Source organism: Hafnia paralvei ATCC 29927 (assembly GCF_001655005.1).
Lineage (GTDB): Bacteria > Pseudomonadota > Gammaproteobacteria > Enterobacterales > Enterobacteriaceae > Hafnia > Hafnia paralvei.
Genome location: NZ_LXET01000007.1, coordinates 61,401 through 76,260 on the forward strand (window position 1 = coordinate 61,401; position 14,860 = coordinate 76,260).

Annotated in this window: 14 protein-coding genes; 1 reads left to right on the forward strand and 13 read right to left on the reverse strand. The window is 49.6% G+C overall.

Translation table 11 applies throughout. The features are described from left to right. Positions 1 to 2 precede the first annotated feature (2 nt). The 10 genes from ilvD to dusB all read right to left on the reverse strand — a co-directional run bounded on the left by ilvD (position 3) and on the right by dusB (position 11,362). The gene (gene ilvD, locus M988_RS01845; protein WP_061059479.1) at positions 3 to 1,712 is read right to left on the reverse strand and encodes a dihydroxy-acid dehydratase; all 1,710 of its coding nucleotides are present in this window, start codon (positions 1,710 to 1,712) and stop codon (positions 3 to 5) included. Positions 1,713 to 1,843: 131 nt separating this feature from the next. Continuing rightward, positions 1,844 to 3,190: an MFS transporter gene (locus M988_RS01850; RefSeq protein ID WP_048797719.1), complete on the reverse strand. Its 1,347-nt coding sequence runs from the start codon at positions 3,188 to 3,190 to the stop codon at positions 1,844 to 1,846. Positions 3,191 to 3,223: 33 nt separating this feature from the next. Further along, the gene (locus tag M988_RS01855; protein WP_008815403.1) at positions 3,224 to 4,624 is read right to left on the reverse strand and encodes a sugar porter family MFS transporter; all 1,401 of its coding nucleotides are present in this window, start codon (positions 4,622 to 4,624) and stop codon (positions 3,224 to 3,226) included. A 22-nt stretch (positions 4,625 to 4,646) separates the two neighbouring features. Then, positions 4,647 to 5,522: an SMP-30/gluconolactonase/LRE family protein gene (locus tag M988_RS01860; RefSeq protein ID WP_064572592.1), complete on the reverse strand. Its 876-nt coding sequence runs from the start codon at positions 5,520 to 5,522 to the stop codon at positions 4,647 to 4,649. Then, on the reverse strand, positions 5,519 to 6,169 hold the full coding sequence (locus M988_RS01865; protein WP_008815401.1) for a 2-dehydro-3-deoxy-6-phosphogalactonate aldolase: 651 nt from the start codon (positions 6,167 to 6,169) through the stop codon (positions 5,519 to 5,521). The genes M988_RS01860 and M988_RS01865 overlap by 4 nt, the downstream gene beginning before the upstream one ends. Continuing rightward, a complete protein-coding gene (locus tag M988_RS01870) occupies positions 6,166 to 7,008 on the reverse strand; it encodes a 2-dehydro-3-deoxygalactonokinase (RefSeq protein ID WP_234625767.1) in 843 nt (280 codons plus the stop codon). The genes M988_RS01865 and M988_RS01870 overlap by 4 nt, the downstream gene beginning before the upstream one ends. A gap of 178 nt (positions 7,009 to 7,186) precedes the next feature. Further along, the gene (locus tag M988_RS01875; protein WP_008815399.1) at positions 7,187 to 7,918 is read right to left on the reverse strand and encodes a FadR/GntR family transcriptional regulator; all 732 of its coding nucleotides are present in this window, start codon (positions 7,916 to 7,918) and stop codon (positions 7,187 to 7,189) included. 253 nt (positions 7,919 to 8,171) lie between these two features. Beyond that, positions 8,172 to 9,668 (reverse strand): C69 family dipeptidase, encoded by a 1,497-nt coding sequence (locus M988_RS01880; RefSeq protein ID WP_061059483.1) that lies wholly within the window; start codon positions 9,666 to 9,668, stop codon positions 8,172 to 8,174. A 411-nt stretch (positions 9,669 to 10,079) separates the two neighbouring features. Continuing rightward, on the reverse strand, positions 10,080 to 10,376 hold the full coding sequence (gene fis / locus M988_RS01885) for a DNA-binding transcriptional regulator Fis (protein WP_004097144.1): 297 nt from the start codon (positions 10,374 to 10,376) through the stop codon (positions 10,080 to 10,082). Continuing rightward, positions 10,358 to 11,362, reverse strand: a complete 1,005-nt coding sequence (gene dusB, locus M988_RS01890) for a tRNA dihydrouridine synthase DusB (RefSeq protein ID WP_004097146.1) — start codon at positions 11,360 to 11,362, stop codon at positions 10,358 to 10,360. Before dusB ends, fis begins: the two co-directional genes overlap by 19 nt. Before the next feature lie 310 nt (positions 11,363 to 11,672). On the opposite strand from dusB, the gene M988_RS01895 reads away from it, so the two are divergent. Further along, on the forward strand, positions 11,673 to 12,152 hold the full coding sequence (locus M988_RS01895) for an ASCH domain-containing protein (RefSeq protein WP_064572595.1): 480 nt from the start codon (positions 11,673 to 11,675) through the stop codon (positions 12,150 to 12,152). 27 nt (positions 12,153 to 12,179) lie between these two features. Here the strand turns inward: M988_RS01895 and prmA are convergent, their stop codons facing one another. Genes prmA through M988_RS01910 form a run of 3 tightly spaced genes read right to left on the reverse strand, consistent with a single transcriptional unit; the run spans position 12,180 to position 14,761 of the window. Beyond that, entirely contained in the window at positions 12,180 to 13,061 is an 882-nt protein-coding gene (prmA, locus tag M988_RS01900; protein WP_004097150.1) for a 50S ribosomal protein L11 methyltransferase, read from the reverse strand. Between the two features lie 10 nt (positions 13,062 to 13,071). Further along, entirely contained in the window at positions 13,072 to 14,529 is a 1,458-nt protein-coding gene (panF, locus tag M988_RS01905) for a sodium/pantothenate symporter (RefSeq protein WP_008815395.1), read from the reverse strand. After that, the gene (locus tag M988_RS01910) at positions 14,519 to 14,761 is read right to left on the reverse strand and encodes a YhdT family protein (protein ID WP_008815394.1); all 243 of its coding nucleotides are present in this window, start codon (positions 14,759 to 14,761) and stop codon (positions 14,519 to 14,521) included. Before M988_RS01910 ends, panF begins: the two co-directional genes overlap by 11 nt. Positions 14,762 to 14,860 lie beyond the last annotated feature (99 nt).

The window sequence follows — 14,860 nt, forward strand, 5'->3', positions numbered from 1 at the left end:
GATTATTCCTCATCTCTGTCTGCAAGCACTGCGCCTTGTGCCGCAGGTAATGCCCAGCGGCGATACAACCGTAAGAATCCGCGTGGTACCTGTTTTTCCAGCGGAACCCAATGTTTGCGACGCTCTGCCAGTGTGGCTTCGTCGACGTTTAGCGTAAGTTCGCGAGTAGGGATATTGATGGTGATGGTATCGCCGTTTTCGACTAGCGCGAGATCGCCACCATCGCTGGCCTCAGGGGAAATATGACCAACGAACAGCCCTCGGTTAGAGCCTGAGAAACGGCCGTCAGTAATCAGCGCGCAGCTATCTGAAAGTCCCATACCTTCGAGACATTTCATCGGCTTGTACATTTCAGGCATACCCGGTCCACCTTTAGGACCTTCATAACGTAAGACCAGCACAGAACCTGATGCGATATCTCCAGAAAGGATGGCATCAACGGATTCTTGCTCACTGTTAAATACCACGGCTGGGCCAGTGAAGATCATCAAGTGCTCTGGCACCGCGGCAGGTTTTACGACGCATCCAAGCGGAGATAGATTGCCATGCAGCACCGCAACCCCAGCTTCATTGCGAACCGGTATTGCTAGCGTATGGATGACTTCAGGGCGCTGGCTGACAGGAACCTGAGCCAGCCATTCGGCTTTGCATTGACCGCTTACGGTAAGGGCGTTGAGATCCATCAGTGAGGCAATTTCTTTCTCAACGGCTGCGACACCACCCGCTTCCCAGAAGTCGATCATGTCGTATTCAGAAGCAGGATAGAGTGAGGCCACGAGCGGAACGTGGTGGCTTAGTTTGTCAAAATCCGACAGCGGTAGATGCCCGTATTCGCCTTCATAGTGAATAGCCTGTAAATGCAAAATAGCGTTGGTAGACCCGCCGGTGGCGAGTAGGTAAATCATGGCGTTGCGAATTGACTGCGGTGTGATAATTTGGCGCGCATTGACGCCGCGCTTAACTAAATCAACCGCTGTTTGACCCGTGCGGAAGGCACATTCTCGGCGCTCCTGTGATACGGCAGGCAATGTGCTGCTACCCGGCAGGCTCATGCCGAGAACTTCAGAAATACAGCACATGGTGTTAGCGGTACCGTACATGGTGCAGGAACCTGGACCCGGCTCAGCGATATCCTCGATATGGCGGAATTCAGCTTCGTCAATCTCTCCGCGTCTTTTCCAGCCAATGGCCTCGGTGACGATATTACCGTCCCAGTGCTTACCTTTATATTCGGCAGGATACATCGGTCCACCATTAACTAAAATGGCTGGAATATCTAATCGTGCAGCGGCCATTAGCATCGCGGGGACGATCTTGTCGCAGGAACCGAGTAACACCATGCCGTCAAAACGGTGGGCGCGCATCATCACTTCAATTGAGCTCGTTATCACTTCTCGGGCGGCAAGAATATAACGCATGCCCAAATGTCCTTCGGCGATACCATCGCAAGGTGCAATCGTGCCGAATACCATCCCGACGCCGCCAGCTTCATCAATACCTTTTAAGACTTCTGCCGTGAGTTCGTTGAGATTTGCATGGCCGGCCGTGGCATTGGTGTAGCTATTAACCACCGCGATCACCGGACGGCGTAGCTGTTCATCCGTATGTCCCATCGATTTGTACAGGGCCCGCTTAAGTGCACCATCATCCCCACTAAGTACAGGGTTGAAGTGCCCATCACCACAGGTGCCACAGCTTTTACATCCACTCATAAACTGCCTCTTTTCAATAACGATACAACGCCAACCGTGCTTTGCATTTATCCCCGTCATACTTCAAGTTGCATTTTTGTTGGTCGCGTTCACTCACTTGCCGCCTCAATGCAACTCGAATTATTTAGGGTTTAGGATCTGCCAGCATTACGGCGGGGATTAACCAGCTTGGCTGGTAACAAAAACATCAATGGAGCACACAGCAGTAAAAATGCGGCGAGAATATATAGGCCGACATTGGTGCTGCCTGTGTTGTCTTTCAGCCAGCCGAGCACGGTAGGGCCGAAGAACCCCGCTAAATTGCCCACTGAGTTAACTAAAGCGATGCCCGCCGCGGCAGCTGTGCCAGACAGCAACGTACCTGGTAGGCTGATGTAGGTTGGGATAAGCGCTAACGTGCCGGACATGGCTAGGCAAATCCACGCCATCATCCATAGGGTGGAACCGCTGCAATAGGCACTTAGCGTCAGGCCCACGGCACCTAATATGGCTGGAATGGCTATATGCCAGCGGCGTTCACAGCACAGATCGGAGTGACGGCTGTTCCACACCATGAAGACGGCACCAAAGACGTAAGGCAGCGCGGCAAGTAAGCCGATATGGAAATCGTCGTTAACGCCGGAGCTTTTAATAATCGACGGTAGCCAGAAATTGATACCGTAATAGCCGATGTTGAAGCTGAAGAAGATCAGCGCCAGCAGCCATACGTAGCCATTGCGGAACATCATTTTTAGGTTTTGCGGGGGCTTGCCCTCATTGGCAATGAGGTTGCGCAGACGATCAGTTTCTAGATCGTCTGCGACAATTTGCTTCTCTTCCGTGCTCAACCAGCGTGCAGATTTGACGTCGTTGTCGAGATAACGTAGCACTACGAACGCCAGCAGGAACGAAGGAATGGCTTCGACAACAAATAGCCATTGCCAATTATGCAGGCCATCAACACCATCAAAAAATTTAAGAATAAATCCCGACAGCGGGCTGCCAATGATGGTGGATAGCGGCGTTACTAGAATAAATAGCCCCAGCGTGCGTGCTGAACGCCATGACGGGAACCATAGCGTGAGATAAAACACGATGCCGGGAAAAAATCCAGCCTCCGCAACACCTAACAAAAAACGCAGAACGTAGAATTGAGTAGGCGTTTGCACGAAGATCATCAGCGCAGAGAGAATTGCCCAACTGATCATGATCCGAGCGATCCAAAAGCGTGGTCCAAAACGCTGCATCAATAGATTGCTTGGCAACTCAAACAGAAAATAACCAATAAAAAAGATCCCTGCTCCTACTCCGTATACTGTGTCGCTGAAGTTCAACGCATCCTGCATATGCAGCTTAGCGAAGCCAACGTTGACGCGATCCAGATAGGCGAAGAAATAACATAGGATCAAAAACGGGATCAGGCGGCGAGTGATTTTGTTATATACCGCGGCGATCTTTTTCTCATTCTCAGAGGTATTTGTGATGTCCAAAGCTGTCATATCTGACCTCGACGAAACAAAAATAACAGTGAATTAGAGCGCGCTGCCGATGCTTCTCAACGGTAGGCCGGTCATTAAATTTTTCTCGATATTTTCCAAAGAGATATTTTTTGTTTCAGGTACAAACAACAGGGTGAGTACAATGCAGACGACGTTGAGTCCAGCGTAGAGCCAGAAAGTCCCTGCGCTGCCGATGGTATCGATGAGCGTTAGGAAAGTAGCGCCAATAATCATGTTGGCTATCCAGTTAGCCATGGTGGAACAGGTGACGCCAAAATCACGTCCGGCTAACGGTTGGATCTCGGAGCAAAGTACCCAGATCAGTGGACCGGCGCTCATAGCAAAACCGACGATAAAAATCAGTAGCAAGGTTACAGCGGTGTATTGCTCGGTAGCACTTGTGATACCCACGAAGAACATGTAACCCATTGATGCCATACAGATAGCCATGACGCTAAAACCGAGTTTGAGGATGGGTTTACGTCCCCAGCGATCGACTAAGCCGATGGCAATAAACGTCGCTAGCACGTTGGTTAACCCTGCGATAACGGTTCCCCACATTTGCTGTTCGGTTGACGCGAATCCTGCGATCGCGAAGATCTTCGGTGCGTAATACATGATTACGGTCATGCCGGTAAACTGCTGCATGAACTGCAACAAAACGCCAAGGTAGGTTGAACGGCGGAAATGGCTATTAGCACGGAAGAGCTGCCAACCACGCTGTCTTACTTGAACGCTTTCGCGAATAGCTTCCAGTTCGCTATGCGCCTCTTCGCGGGTAGAACGCAGCAATAGCAGTACTTTCTCTGCTAGGGCATGTTTATCTTTCATCATCAGCCAGCGAGGGCTTTCCGGCAGGGTGAGTACCCCAAAAAACAGAATGAGAGCCGGAATGGTGATGATGCCTAGCATCCAGCGCCAGTTGCCGCTTGCGCTTAGCGCCGTGTCAGAGAGAAATGCCGCCAGAATGCCAATCGTGATCATCAACTGATACAGCGAGATCATGCTGCCGCGGATGTGTTCTGGTGCGATTTCAGATAGGTAAAGTGGGGCAACAAAAGAAGCTACGCCGACTGCTGCACCGAGTAAGAAGCGTGAGATAACCAGCGTTGATAAATCTGGAGCCAGCGCGCAGCCAATTGATCCAACAACAAATAAAACAGAGCCAATTAACAGCGTTTTTTTACGTCCGATTCGGGTACATAGTGGACCGCTGCATAACGCGCCCAGTGCGGCACCTAACATCATGATGCTGACGACCATCTCTTGCTGGTGGCTGCTGAGTGCAAACTCTTTGGCTAAGAAGGGAAGTGCGCCAGCAATAACGCCCATATCCAGTCCAAATAGCAGACCAGCCAATGCAGCGAGAAAACAGATCAGCAGAGTCTGCCGATTTGTATGGGGTGTTGACTGCGAAATCGAATGCGTAGTCATGGTTAACCTCGTGGGTGATTATTTATTTTTTTAAGTTGAACAGCGTGGCTTGCTGTCCTGTGTAGGGAGTTCGATAGCGTAAAAGTGCGCCCTCAGTTTTTGATGGCATAGCAAGCCCATCAGAGGCCGAGGTGATATATAAATCGTGTAAATCAGGCCCGCCAAAGGCGCAGCTAGTGGGTTGTGTTACAGGCAGTGGATGTGTGGTGAGCCATTGAGGCGCAGCAGCATCTAAACGGTAGGCGGTGAGGCAAGCGCTACCCCAACAGGCATTGAGCAGCATTCCGTCTAGGGTCAACGCCGAGCCGTCGGCAAGCAGGTCTTCTATCGGCCATTCGCTCAGGGTTTGTGTACTGATGCGATGTGCGGCGCTGCGACAAAAACGGTGGCGGAAAGTGTCTACAAACCAGACATATGACCCCAGCCAAGCCAAGGTGTTGGGCACATGTTGGTCACTAAGCATTTTTTCAGGCTGGGCGCCGTCGTACTCATAGCGATACCAGCTCCCGATTGGCGAGCGAGCCGTGACGTCCATCGTGCTGAACCACAACGATCCATCGGGTGCGATCGCTGCCTCGTTAGGACGGGTTTGTTCATCTTCAGGCCACGGACAGAGCTGGCGATGGCTTTGCTGGCTATAGTCGTAAAGCATGACGCCTTGTGCGGTCACAAGGAGAAATTGTTCGGATTCTTCGGTGAGTAAGGCTGCGCTACAAAGAAAAGGTAATTCGTGGATCTCGATCTTTTCCCCCTGTTGCGGCCAATAGCGCAATAGGCGGCGTTGTAAAATATCTACCCAGATAAGCGATTGGGAACGGAAACACCACACCGGAGACTCTCCGAGGAGGGCGCGGTAATCACCGATAATAGATAAGTCTTGCAGCGCATTAGCGATCATTTTTGATTGGCCTGTTGCCATGCGTGGCGGTAGGCCATAGCTCGCTCACGCAGAGTCGCCAGTGAAATCCCAGACTGATATAAACCTCCACCTAGACCGAAGCCACGCGCACCAGAGTTCAGGTAGCTACGCATTTGCTCGCTGTCAGGATTAATCCCTCCCACCGGTAGGCAGACCGTTTCGGCGGGAAGTACTACGCTCATCGCCTTGGCAATCGTGGGGGTCACTAATTCGGCCGGAAAGAGCTTAAGTGCGCTGGCTCCGGTGCGTAGCGCGGTAAAAGCCTCGCTGGGAGTGGCGATGCCAGGCATGCTGATAAGCCCTAGCTCACAGGCTGCGCGGATCACCGAAGGTTCCATATTGGGCGAAATGATTAATTGCCCTCCAGCCTCGGCAACCTGATGAACCTGATGTTCAGTCAGCACGGTTCCAGCCCCAACAAACCCTTTTGAACCTATGGTTTTAGCCATGATTGCGATAGATTCGAGCGGTTGCGGGCTGTTGAGCGGCACTTCTAAATAAGTGAAACCACACTCCAGAAGAGTTTCTGCTACTCCTTGGGCTTCGTGTGGTGTTACTCCGCGTAAAATCGCGACCAGTGGCAGCGAGCACTGTTGCCAACGCAGTGCAAAATTCATGTAATTCATGCCAATGCTCCGGTTAAGGATTGATAAATGGTGTTCATGCCGTGAATAAAGCAGTCATCTCCGTTGGCAGGCGTTAGCGTGATGCCAAGCAGACTCGCTGCGCGGGTATAGCGTTCGGTAAGGGTTGCAGAGCCCACGATCCACGCCTGTTTGCCCGGTAATGCCGACAGTTCAGAGCCGATGAGCAAACCGGATAGATAACTGGCAACCTGCGCTGGGGTGATAGAACCGTCGAGCTTTAGCGTGCGAGCTGAAAATAATGCGTTACTGAGATTGGGGGCGTTTTGCGCGTTTTGCACACCAAGAGCAAAGGCGTGATGGTCTTCATCAGATTCAGGAAGATCTCGGCCTAGCAACGAGTGATTTAGCATCACCGCATAGATCTCACCCGTCATAAAAGTATTAAAGTGCAGGATGTGATCGTGAGCGATCGTGGCGTGTTTGCTATGGGTTCCGGGCAGAATCACTAAATGCTGTTCTTGCGAATATTGTGCCGCTAGACCGATCAGTTGTACTTCTTCTCCGCGCATGACATCAGGTAAGCCAAAAGCATTGGCGCCACTCGCACCCGCCACAATTCGGCAAGGACTTCCCCAAGACGTTGTAACCTGAGCGGTTTGTTGAGCAAAGCATTGATAGCTTGCAGGGAGAGCGACATAAGGTACTTCTTGCCAGCCTTGTTGTGACCCGACCATTCCCGCCATCAGTATTGGGAGATTGGGATGCTTCATTAGCCAAGGCGTGATAAGTGGCAAAAGGGCGGCATCAAATTGACGATCAGGCACGCTAAGCAGCCCGCAGTGCGCATTTATCGTGTCAATGCATTGGTTGTTATTCATCAGAAACGCTCGGAAATTTGAGGTTCCCCAATCGATGGCGATCCAGTAATTATTCATTCTTGAGTTACAACATATCAATTCTTGTATGACAAGAATAATGGCGAATAAATAAGCTTAGATCTGTGAACGAGATCGAAAGTTAGCTACGAGCTAAAAGAAATATGCAAAAAGTGTGGGATTAGAAAAAGTGCTGATATTTTTCTGGGATCTCGCGCCAAATATGTTTGTGAGCCGCACTTAATAGGATATGGCGCATAGATTGGCGTGCTTGATCGGCCTGCTTTAAGCGGATCGCTTCCAACAGATCACGATGTTGCTGAACAGCGTCTTGGGTGAGTTGGAGATCGTCTTCTAGAGTGTGTTTGAATGACAGCAGCATTGCCGCAGAGAGAGCATTGCCGACAGAAGCAAGAAAGGGATTGTGGCAGGCGCGTAGCACCGCAGTGTGGAAGGCGAGATCGCCGCGTTCGAATTGCTCTGCCGAATTATTTTTTTGCCCTAATTGCATGGTATGCCAAGCATCTTCGATAGCCGCTAAATCATGACCGTTGGCGTTGAGTGCAGCCATAGCGGCAACATCGGGCTCGAAGATGAGGCGCGTCAGCATCAGTTGCTCAACCAGTTCAGATTCAATACCTACATTTTCCAACCAGGATAGTACTTCTGCATCGAGAAAACTCCACTGCTCGCGTGGCGTTACCGTGCTACGGCGTTTGGCTTGGATCAGTAACATGCCTTTAGCACCAAGTACTTGTAATGCGTTGCGTACGGAGGTGCGGGACGCTTCGTACTGCTGTGCGAGCTCATGCTCTCCCGGAATTGCCATACCTTCAGCTAACTCGCCACGGATAATACGTAGAGCTAAATCACGGGTAATCGATTCAGAAACAGAAGATGCAGGTTTGTTCATGGCAATCTCGGAGGCCGCGGTAAACAGAAAACATGGTTTTGTGGCATGAAGTGAATCTCGCCTGAACGCTATATTAACATTGTTAGCGCGATAAATGAGGATGTTATCCCGTGTCTGCTTAAGAGACGGATATTCGAATGAAAAGGTGCGGCGGGGATTGATGTTGGATAAAGGTGACCGCCGTAGCAGTCACCGTTCATGATAATAGCAGCGACACAAAACACGATGTCACCGTGATTAAAGCGCCTGTGCCTTAATCCTTCTTGGCCGCGTTGGCAAAGAAGATATCAGATTGAATATCTTTGGTGCGGAGGGTGAAAATCTCGTTAGTGAGATTTTCAGTGAGTTTTTCCGCATCAGCCATAACGCGTAGATTAAACTCATTGAGCATTTTATCCGCGCCAGCTTTGTCGGTTTTAGCCATTTTCAGGTACTTAGATTCCATTGCCTTTTGTTCATCGGCAACGTTGATCTCCCAGTCATGGTAGGCTTTTTTAACAATCGGAGCCAGCTTCGGATAGTCGGTCATAACGAGCGTTTGCAGCTTACGATATTTCCAGTAAATGGAATCACTATCCGCTTTATCTGTACCCTGCGCATAGTTTTGCGGGTATGCCTGCAATCCACTGTAGTAAGGAACAAATGCGGTGAGATCGGCCATACCAAGGCCGACATAGGTCACTTCGCCAATCTCTTTAGGCAGCCATGGACGAACCTGCATCACGTGTGATTCATAGGTTCTGAATACGCTGATTGGGCGCCACGGTTCTTTTCCATTCAGGCCGTTAGAGTAAGGATCGTGTTTTGTTCCATCGTAATGGTTACGCAGCACGGCCTTAACGTCATCCAGTGATAGCTTTTTCTCTGGAGTCAGAAGTACAGGGAATTGTCTTCCAGCAGAAACGTCTTGGTTGACTGATGGGTTAAAGATCTTCTGAATTGTCCAGACGCGGGGATCATTATAGGTACGGTCACGTTCGTCGTCGCGGGTATAGGCTTTAGAGAAATTAAATTCACCGTCAGTTTTTGGATTATACAGACCTTTTTCGGTGGCAAACTCGATCAGGTTTTTTGACCCCATCACGTTAGGATCTTTTGCATCGTACTGTTGTAAACGCCCCTGATTGCCGGTGGCGAAATATTTATCATTTGGTACACGCTGTGCCATCCACTGGTGGCCACTTCCCGTCTCTAAATACCACACCTCATGCTCATCAACGACGGCAACCCCAAATCCTTCACCCGCACCGTGCGTTTCAATAATATTGCCGAGCAAGGCTACAGCTTCCCGTGCAGTTTTGGCTTGAGAGAGCAGGATATCGGGAATATCGTCCTCGGTGATCCCTTTATCTTCGACGTAAGGATCGACAGCTAATGCTTTAGGTGATGCAAAAATAGACTCCGTGCCGCTTACACCAACGCCGAGTTCGTTAAAACCGGTCGCACCATGCAATTGTGTTTTCCAATTTGGCACTGTTGTGTAGCGCAGTGAGTTTTTCGGGAGTGGATAGGAGAAGTCATTCGCACCGTTGTGTGCTTTGGTGCTATAGACGCCGGTCTGATTTTTCTGCGCTGGATGAATAACGAAATGCTGTGCTTTAAGTGCGTCACTGTCCGCGCTGCGAGCAACAAACACCGAGCCATCGGTTGTCGCTTCATTACCTGCGAGCAAGGTTGTACAGGCGAAACCCGATGAAATTAGAGCAATGTTAATCGACAATGCGACCACACATTTCTTGAAAAAAAACATTTCTTTTCCCTACTAAGTGAGTAAATAAAAACGATCAATGAAACAACGCATCTATACCCTTGCGAACGTAAGTTGCAGGCTAAATATGCTGGTTAGAGGGACGAAGCTCAGGAGAGAGGTGAGTGACGAGCTTAGCCAGCGTGTATGCGATTTGAATCAACGATGGATATATCTATGAATACTGATGTATTTAGATATTCCATTGTAATGTTTGAAAGATTAACAACTTACAGTGACTGAATACCGTGACTCGGCTCTCAATGCAGTCGTATTTACACAGGTAGGAGGGGCATAAACCAGAATAATGCTGTGGATTAATTGCTGTGGTGAATTCATCTACTCACTTTAATAAAAAAGGCGCTAATCCAATAAAGGAAAAGCACCTTTTTTCAATACGTTAACTGATTAGTATCAGTTCATGCCGTATTTTTTCAATTTCTTACGCAGAGTACCACGGTTTATACCCATCATCAGCGCAGCGCGGGTTTGGTTACCGCGAGTATACTGCATCACCATGTCTAACAGTGGCTGTTCTACTTCAGCCAGTACCAGCTCATACAGATCATTAACGTCTTGACCATTCAGTTGAGCAAAATAGCCTTTAAGGGCTTGTTTAACCGAGTCACGCAGTGGCTTTTGAGTCACCTGATCCTGGGAGTTTACGGTAGAAACGGTCAGTACGTCAGAATTTACGCGTTGTTCGAACATAGTTCTGTCAGCTCTTTTTTTACGCTAAGATTTTCGAAATATGCCTCCAACGCCTCCAGCTGTTCGCTGGCATCCTCTATGGCGTTGAATGTGCGCCGAAACTGGTCACATGGGGCGTGTTCTTGGAGATACCAAGATACGTGCTTGCGGGCAATGCGAAATCCCTTACCAGAACCGTAAAAATTATGCAGTTCTTGTACATGCCCTAATAACAAGTGCTTAACTTCCTCCAACGGCATGGGCGGAAGCAGCTCCCCTGTGTCCAGATAATGCTGGATTTCCCGGAAGATCCAGGGTCTCCCCTGAGCGGCACGCCCTATCATTAGAGCATCGGCTCCAGTGTAGTCGAGCACCGCTCTGGCTTTATGCGGGTCAGTTATGTCTCCATTCGCGATAATCGGGATGGAAACACTCTGCTTAACTGTCCGAATGCTGTCGTACTCCGCCTCGCCGTTGAATAAGCAAGCACGTGTTCGGCCATGAATCGTCAAGGCCTGAATTCCACAGCGTTCAGCCAATTGGGCAATCTCAACACAGTTACGGTGTTCTGGACTCCAGCCCGTACGAATTTTAAGCGTTACCGGTACGTCTACAGCGTTAACCACCGCGCTGAGGATTTTTCCAACCAAGTCGGGATACTGCAAAAGAGCAGACCCCGCGAGTTTGCGGTTCACTTTTTTTGCCGGGCAACCCATGTTGATGTCAATGATCTGCGCGCCGCTATCAGCGTTGATTTTGGCCGCAGCAGCCATGTCATCAGGGTCACAGCCAGCAATTTGCACGGCTCGGATCCCAGGTTCGTCTAAATGAACCATGCGCAGACGTGACTTATCCGTTTGCCACACTTCCGGATTGGAAGAGAGCATTTCAGAGACAGCCATCCCAGCACCCATTTCATAGCAAAGCGTCCGAAAAGGGCGATCGGTTATGCCGGCCATAGGCGCAGCAATGAGGCGATTTTTAAGTTCTATATGTCCAATGCGCATAGACAAAGACTGACCATACTGTGTCCGCAAGGGCGCGTATATTACGCATTTTTGCTCGGATATGAAAGGCCAAACTTTGAACAATCAGCTGTTGTAGATCAATGAAATCACTAGCTGGCGCTTCATATTTGATTATTTTTGTTGTTTAACATATGGTTATGTATTAATGGTTAAAAAATGCTCTTTTGTTTTTTCCCTTTCTTATTGGTCGTTTTAGGTTAGTTTTGGTGCCTGTTGCCAGATAAAACGCTTAAGAAACCCACAATAATGGCGCTATAAATGAGATGCATATCGCATTTTAGAGGATGATATGGATAGTGAAATCGCATTATTCTGGTTGAAAATAGTACAACAGCATCCTGAATTAGAGGGGCGAATTTATCATGCTGAGCATTTTGGTACGCCGGGGGACTTAGCTCAGCAGCTGTCTGAACTTATCGTGAGCGGTGAAAAATATGCCACCTGTGGTGCTTTGGATGAGTATTGGCATGAGGGGATGACCATTCCTACCGCAGGTTATCTGACAATTGTGCTAGATGGGCATGAAAAGCCCGTGGCGGCGATAGAAACAACACAGGTATCTTTGCGTCGCTTTCGTGATGTGGACGCCATATTTGCGGCTGCAGAAGGCGAAGGAGATAAGTCTTTGGCTTATTGGAGACAAGCTCATCAGGCGTTTTTTGAAACGTCGCAGTTGGCGATAGGTAAGACGTTTAGTGAAGATATGTGGCTGGTATGCGAATACTTCCGTGTGTTAGGGGTAGCGGAAACAAAAACAGCGCCTATATAAAGCGCTGTTTTTATAAAGCGAGCTAGCTTAGCGGCGAATACCGGTAATGCGGCACCACTCTTCGCGTTCAGCGACAGGATCGATGATAAATTTATCTTCGTAAGCTTCTGCAACGCTTGGCGCCTGCGTCGCTAGAACACCGGATAGGCCTAGATGACCGCCAGATTTTGGCAGATCGCTAATCAGCGGTGCCAGTTCGCGCAGTGGGCCTGCCAGGATGTTGGCGACTACGACGTCTGCGCTTAAGTCGGCGGGCTGATCTTTTGGCAGATACAACTCTAAACGCTCTGAAACACCGTTACGCTGTGCATTATCACGACTAGCCTGAATAGCCTGAGGATCGATATCGATCCCGATAGCGCGTGCGGCGCCGAGTTTCAGGGCGGCGATGGCCAAAATACCTGAGCCGCAGCCGAAGTCGATCACGGTCTTGCCTTCCAGATCCAAACCATCTAGCCATTGCAGGCACAGCGCGGTTGTTGGATGAGTCCCAGTACCAAAGGCCAAACCAGGATCTAGCATGACGTTGACCGCGGTTGGATCGGGAACATCGCGCCAGCTTGGGCAGATCCACAGACGGCGGCCAAACTGCATTGGGTGGAAATTATCCATCCATTCGCGTTCCCAGTCTTTATCTTCGATCTGTTCGATTTTGTGGTGGAAGCCTTTTCCTAACGCTGGATCATTCTCTAGAATCGCCACAATCTCTTTCATATCGGTTTCTGCGTCATACAGGCCGATAACGTCGGTATCGCCCCAAAGCAGGGTCTCGCCCGGCAGTGGTTCAAATACCGGATTATCATGGGTATCTTGGAAAGTCACTGATACAGCACCGCTTTCCATCAATGCATCACTCAGGGATTCAGCCTGATTACCGGTCGTGTTGATTTTGATTTGAATCCAAGGCATCTCGAAGTCTCTATTTTGAATTTAATTCAGTCGCAGCTGGCACTGTTTCGCCACGCTCGCCAAAAAAGTTGCCGATCCCAAATGCTGCTAAGCTGATGAGCAGTGATGGAACGATCGGATGTAAGCTGAATATATGCCAGTCAGCGGTAGCAAGTACGGCGTAGCAAATAGCACCAGAAATCATTGAGCTTAGCGCGCCGTGTGCATTAGCCCGCTCCCAATAAAGCCCCAGCACGAGCGGCCATAGGAATACCGCTTCTAAGCCGCCAAAGGCCAGCAAATTTAGCCAGATGATCATTTCTGGAGGACGCCATGCCGCCAGCAACAGTAAAAGTCCTAAAATCAGCGTAGACAGGCTGGACATTCTCGCCAAGCGTTTCTCGTTTTTGAGCGCCTGAGGGCGCATCCCCAAATAGAGGTCTTTAACGATGGTTGCGGACGATTGTAACAGCTGAGCATTGATCGTGGACATAATCGCCGCCATCGGCGCTGCCAGAAAGATACCTGCAGCGAACGGCGGCAAAACTTTGACCATCAAGGTAGGGATAACCAAATCTGGCACTTTTAAATCTGGCAAGATGGCACGGCCTAACGCGCCGGCAAGGTGCATACCAAACATCAGTATTCCCACCACGATAGTGCCAATAACGATGGCGCGGTGCACCGCTTTACTGTCTTTGTAGGAAATACAGCGCACAGCCGTATGTGGCAAGCCGATAACCCCAAAGCACACCAATATCCAGAACGATGCCATAAATGGCGCACTTAAAATATCGTCAGCGCCCTGCGGCGAAACCAGCTTAGGATCGATATTTTGCAAAGTATCCACCGCGGCATGCAAACCGCCAGCGGCATGGATCACTCCAGCGAGCAGAATAATCGTGCCGAGTAACATCACCAACCCTTGCATGGCATCATTTAGTACGCTCGCACGGAATCCTCCCACCGAAGTATACAGAGCGATGCTGATGCCAAATATCAAAAGCCCAGTGTCATAAGGAATACCCGCTGCAGTTTCCAGCAAACGAGCTCCGCCGATGAACTGCACCGTCATGGCGCCAATAAAAGCAACCAGTAGGCTGAGGCTAGCCACCCAAACTAACAGGCGACTTTTATAACGGGCATACAACATATCATTGAGCGTTACTGCATTGTATTTGCGCGCCAAAATAGCAAATTTTTTGCCCAGAACCCCGAGCGATAACCACACCGCAGGTAGTTGAATCATCGCCAGTAATACCCAGCCTAGCCCATATTTATAGGCAGCCCCTGGGCCGCCGATAAAGGAGCTGGCGCTGATATAGGTGGCTGTTAGCGTCATGGCTAATACGAAGCCCCCCATCGAGCGGTCGCCGATGAAATATTCGTTGAGGAAGTTACCTTTTTGGCGACGACGGTAGGCATAGACCGACAGACCAAATACCAGTAACAGATAGCCGACTAGCGGTAAAATGACATCAGTCTGCATCATTGTTCCCTAAGGGTATATCTTTGAAAATCAGGCGAACCATTGCCCAGCACAGCAAAATAAATGCCAGTGGCAGCAGTAAACAGGCCATTTCGAACCAGTGCGGCAGTCCTGTTATGCCTTGTAAGCTGTTAGGTACATAGGCCGCTACGATCCATAACACCAGATAAGCAATGGTTAGCCACAAAGCCCAGCGGGCTTCACGATTTGCCTGCAAAAAGCGAGCATCCATGGGAGTCTCCCATTTATAAGTACAAAATCACAAGGTAGGGGATTTTACGGCAACCGTTCTTTTTATGCAGCGTTATCGTTTCTTCAGACGATTTGGCCA

What these genes read in the sequence shown, in the direction of transcription:
- ilvD (WP_061059479.1), bottom strand. Translation starts at nt 1,712, where the DNA reads ATGAGTGGATGTAAAAGCTGTGGCACCTGTGGTGATGGGCACTTCAAC.
- M988_RS01850 (WP_048797719.1), bottom strand. Translation starts at nt 3,190, where the DNA reads ATGACAGCTTTGGACATCACAAATACCTCTGAGAATGAGAAAAAGATC.
- M988_RS01855 (WP_008815403.1), bottom strand. Translation starts at nt 4,624, where the DNA reads ATGACTACGCATTCGATTTCGCAGTCAACACCCCATACAAATCGGCAG.
- M988_RS01860 (WP_064572592.1), bottom strand. Translation starts at nt 5,522, where the DNA reads ATGATCGCTAATGCGCTGCAAGACTTATCTATTATCGGTGATTACCGC.
- M988_RS01865 (WP_008815401.1), bottom strand. Translation starts at nt 6,169, where the DNA reads ATGAATTACATGAATTTTGCACTGCGTTGGCAACAGTGCTCGCTGCCA.
- M988_RS01870 (WP_234625767.1), bottom strand. Translation starts at nt 7,008, where the DNA reads ATGAATAACAACCAATGCATTGACACGATAAATGCGCACTGCGGGCTG.
- M988_RS01875 (WP_008815399.1), bottom strand. Translation starts at nt 7,918, where the DNA reads ATGAACAAACCTGCATCTTCTGTTTCTGAATCGATTACCCGTGATTTA.
- M988_RS01880 (WP_061059483.1), bottom strand. Translation starts at nt 9,668, where the DNA reads ATGTTTTTTTTCAAGAAATGTGTGGTCGCATTGTCGATTAACATTGCT.
- fis (WP_004097144.1), bottom strand. Translation starts at nt 10,376, where the DNA reads ATGTTCGAACAACGCGTAAATTCTGACGTACTGACCGTTTCTACCGTA.
- dusB (WP_004097146.1), bottom strand. Translation starts at nt 11,362, where the DNA reads ATGCGCATTGGACATATAGAACTTAAAAATCGCCTCATTGCTGCGCCT.
- M988_RS01895 (WP_064572595.1), top strand. Translation starts at nt 11,673, where the DNA reads ATGGATAGTGAAATCGCATTATTCTGGTTGAAAATAGTACAACAGCAT.
- prmA (WP_004097150.1), bottom strand. Translation starts at nt 13,061, where the DNA reads ATGCCTTGGATTCAAATCAAAATCAACACGACCGGTAATCAGGCTGAA.
- panF (WP_008815395.1), bottom strand. Translation starts at nt 14,529, where the DNA reads ATGCAGACTGATGTCATTTTACCGCTAGTCGGCTATCTGTTACTGGTA.
- M988_RS01910 (WP_008815394.1), bottom strand. Translation starts at nt 14,761, where the DNA reads ATGGATGCTCGCTTTTTGCAGGCAAATCGTGAAGCCCGCTGGGCTTTG.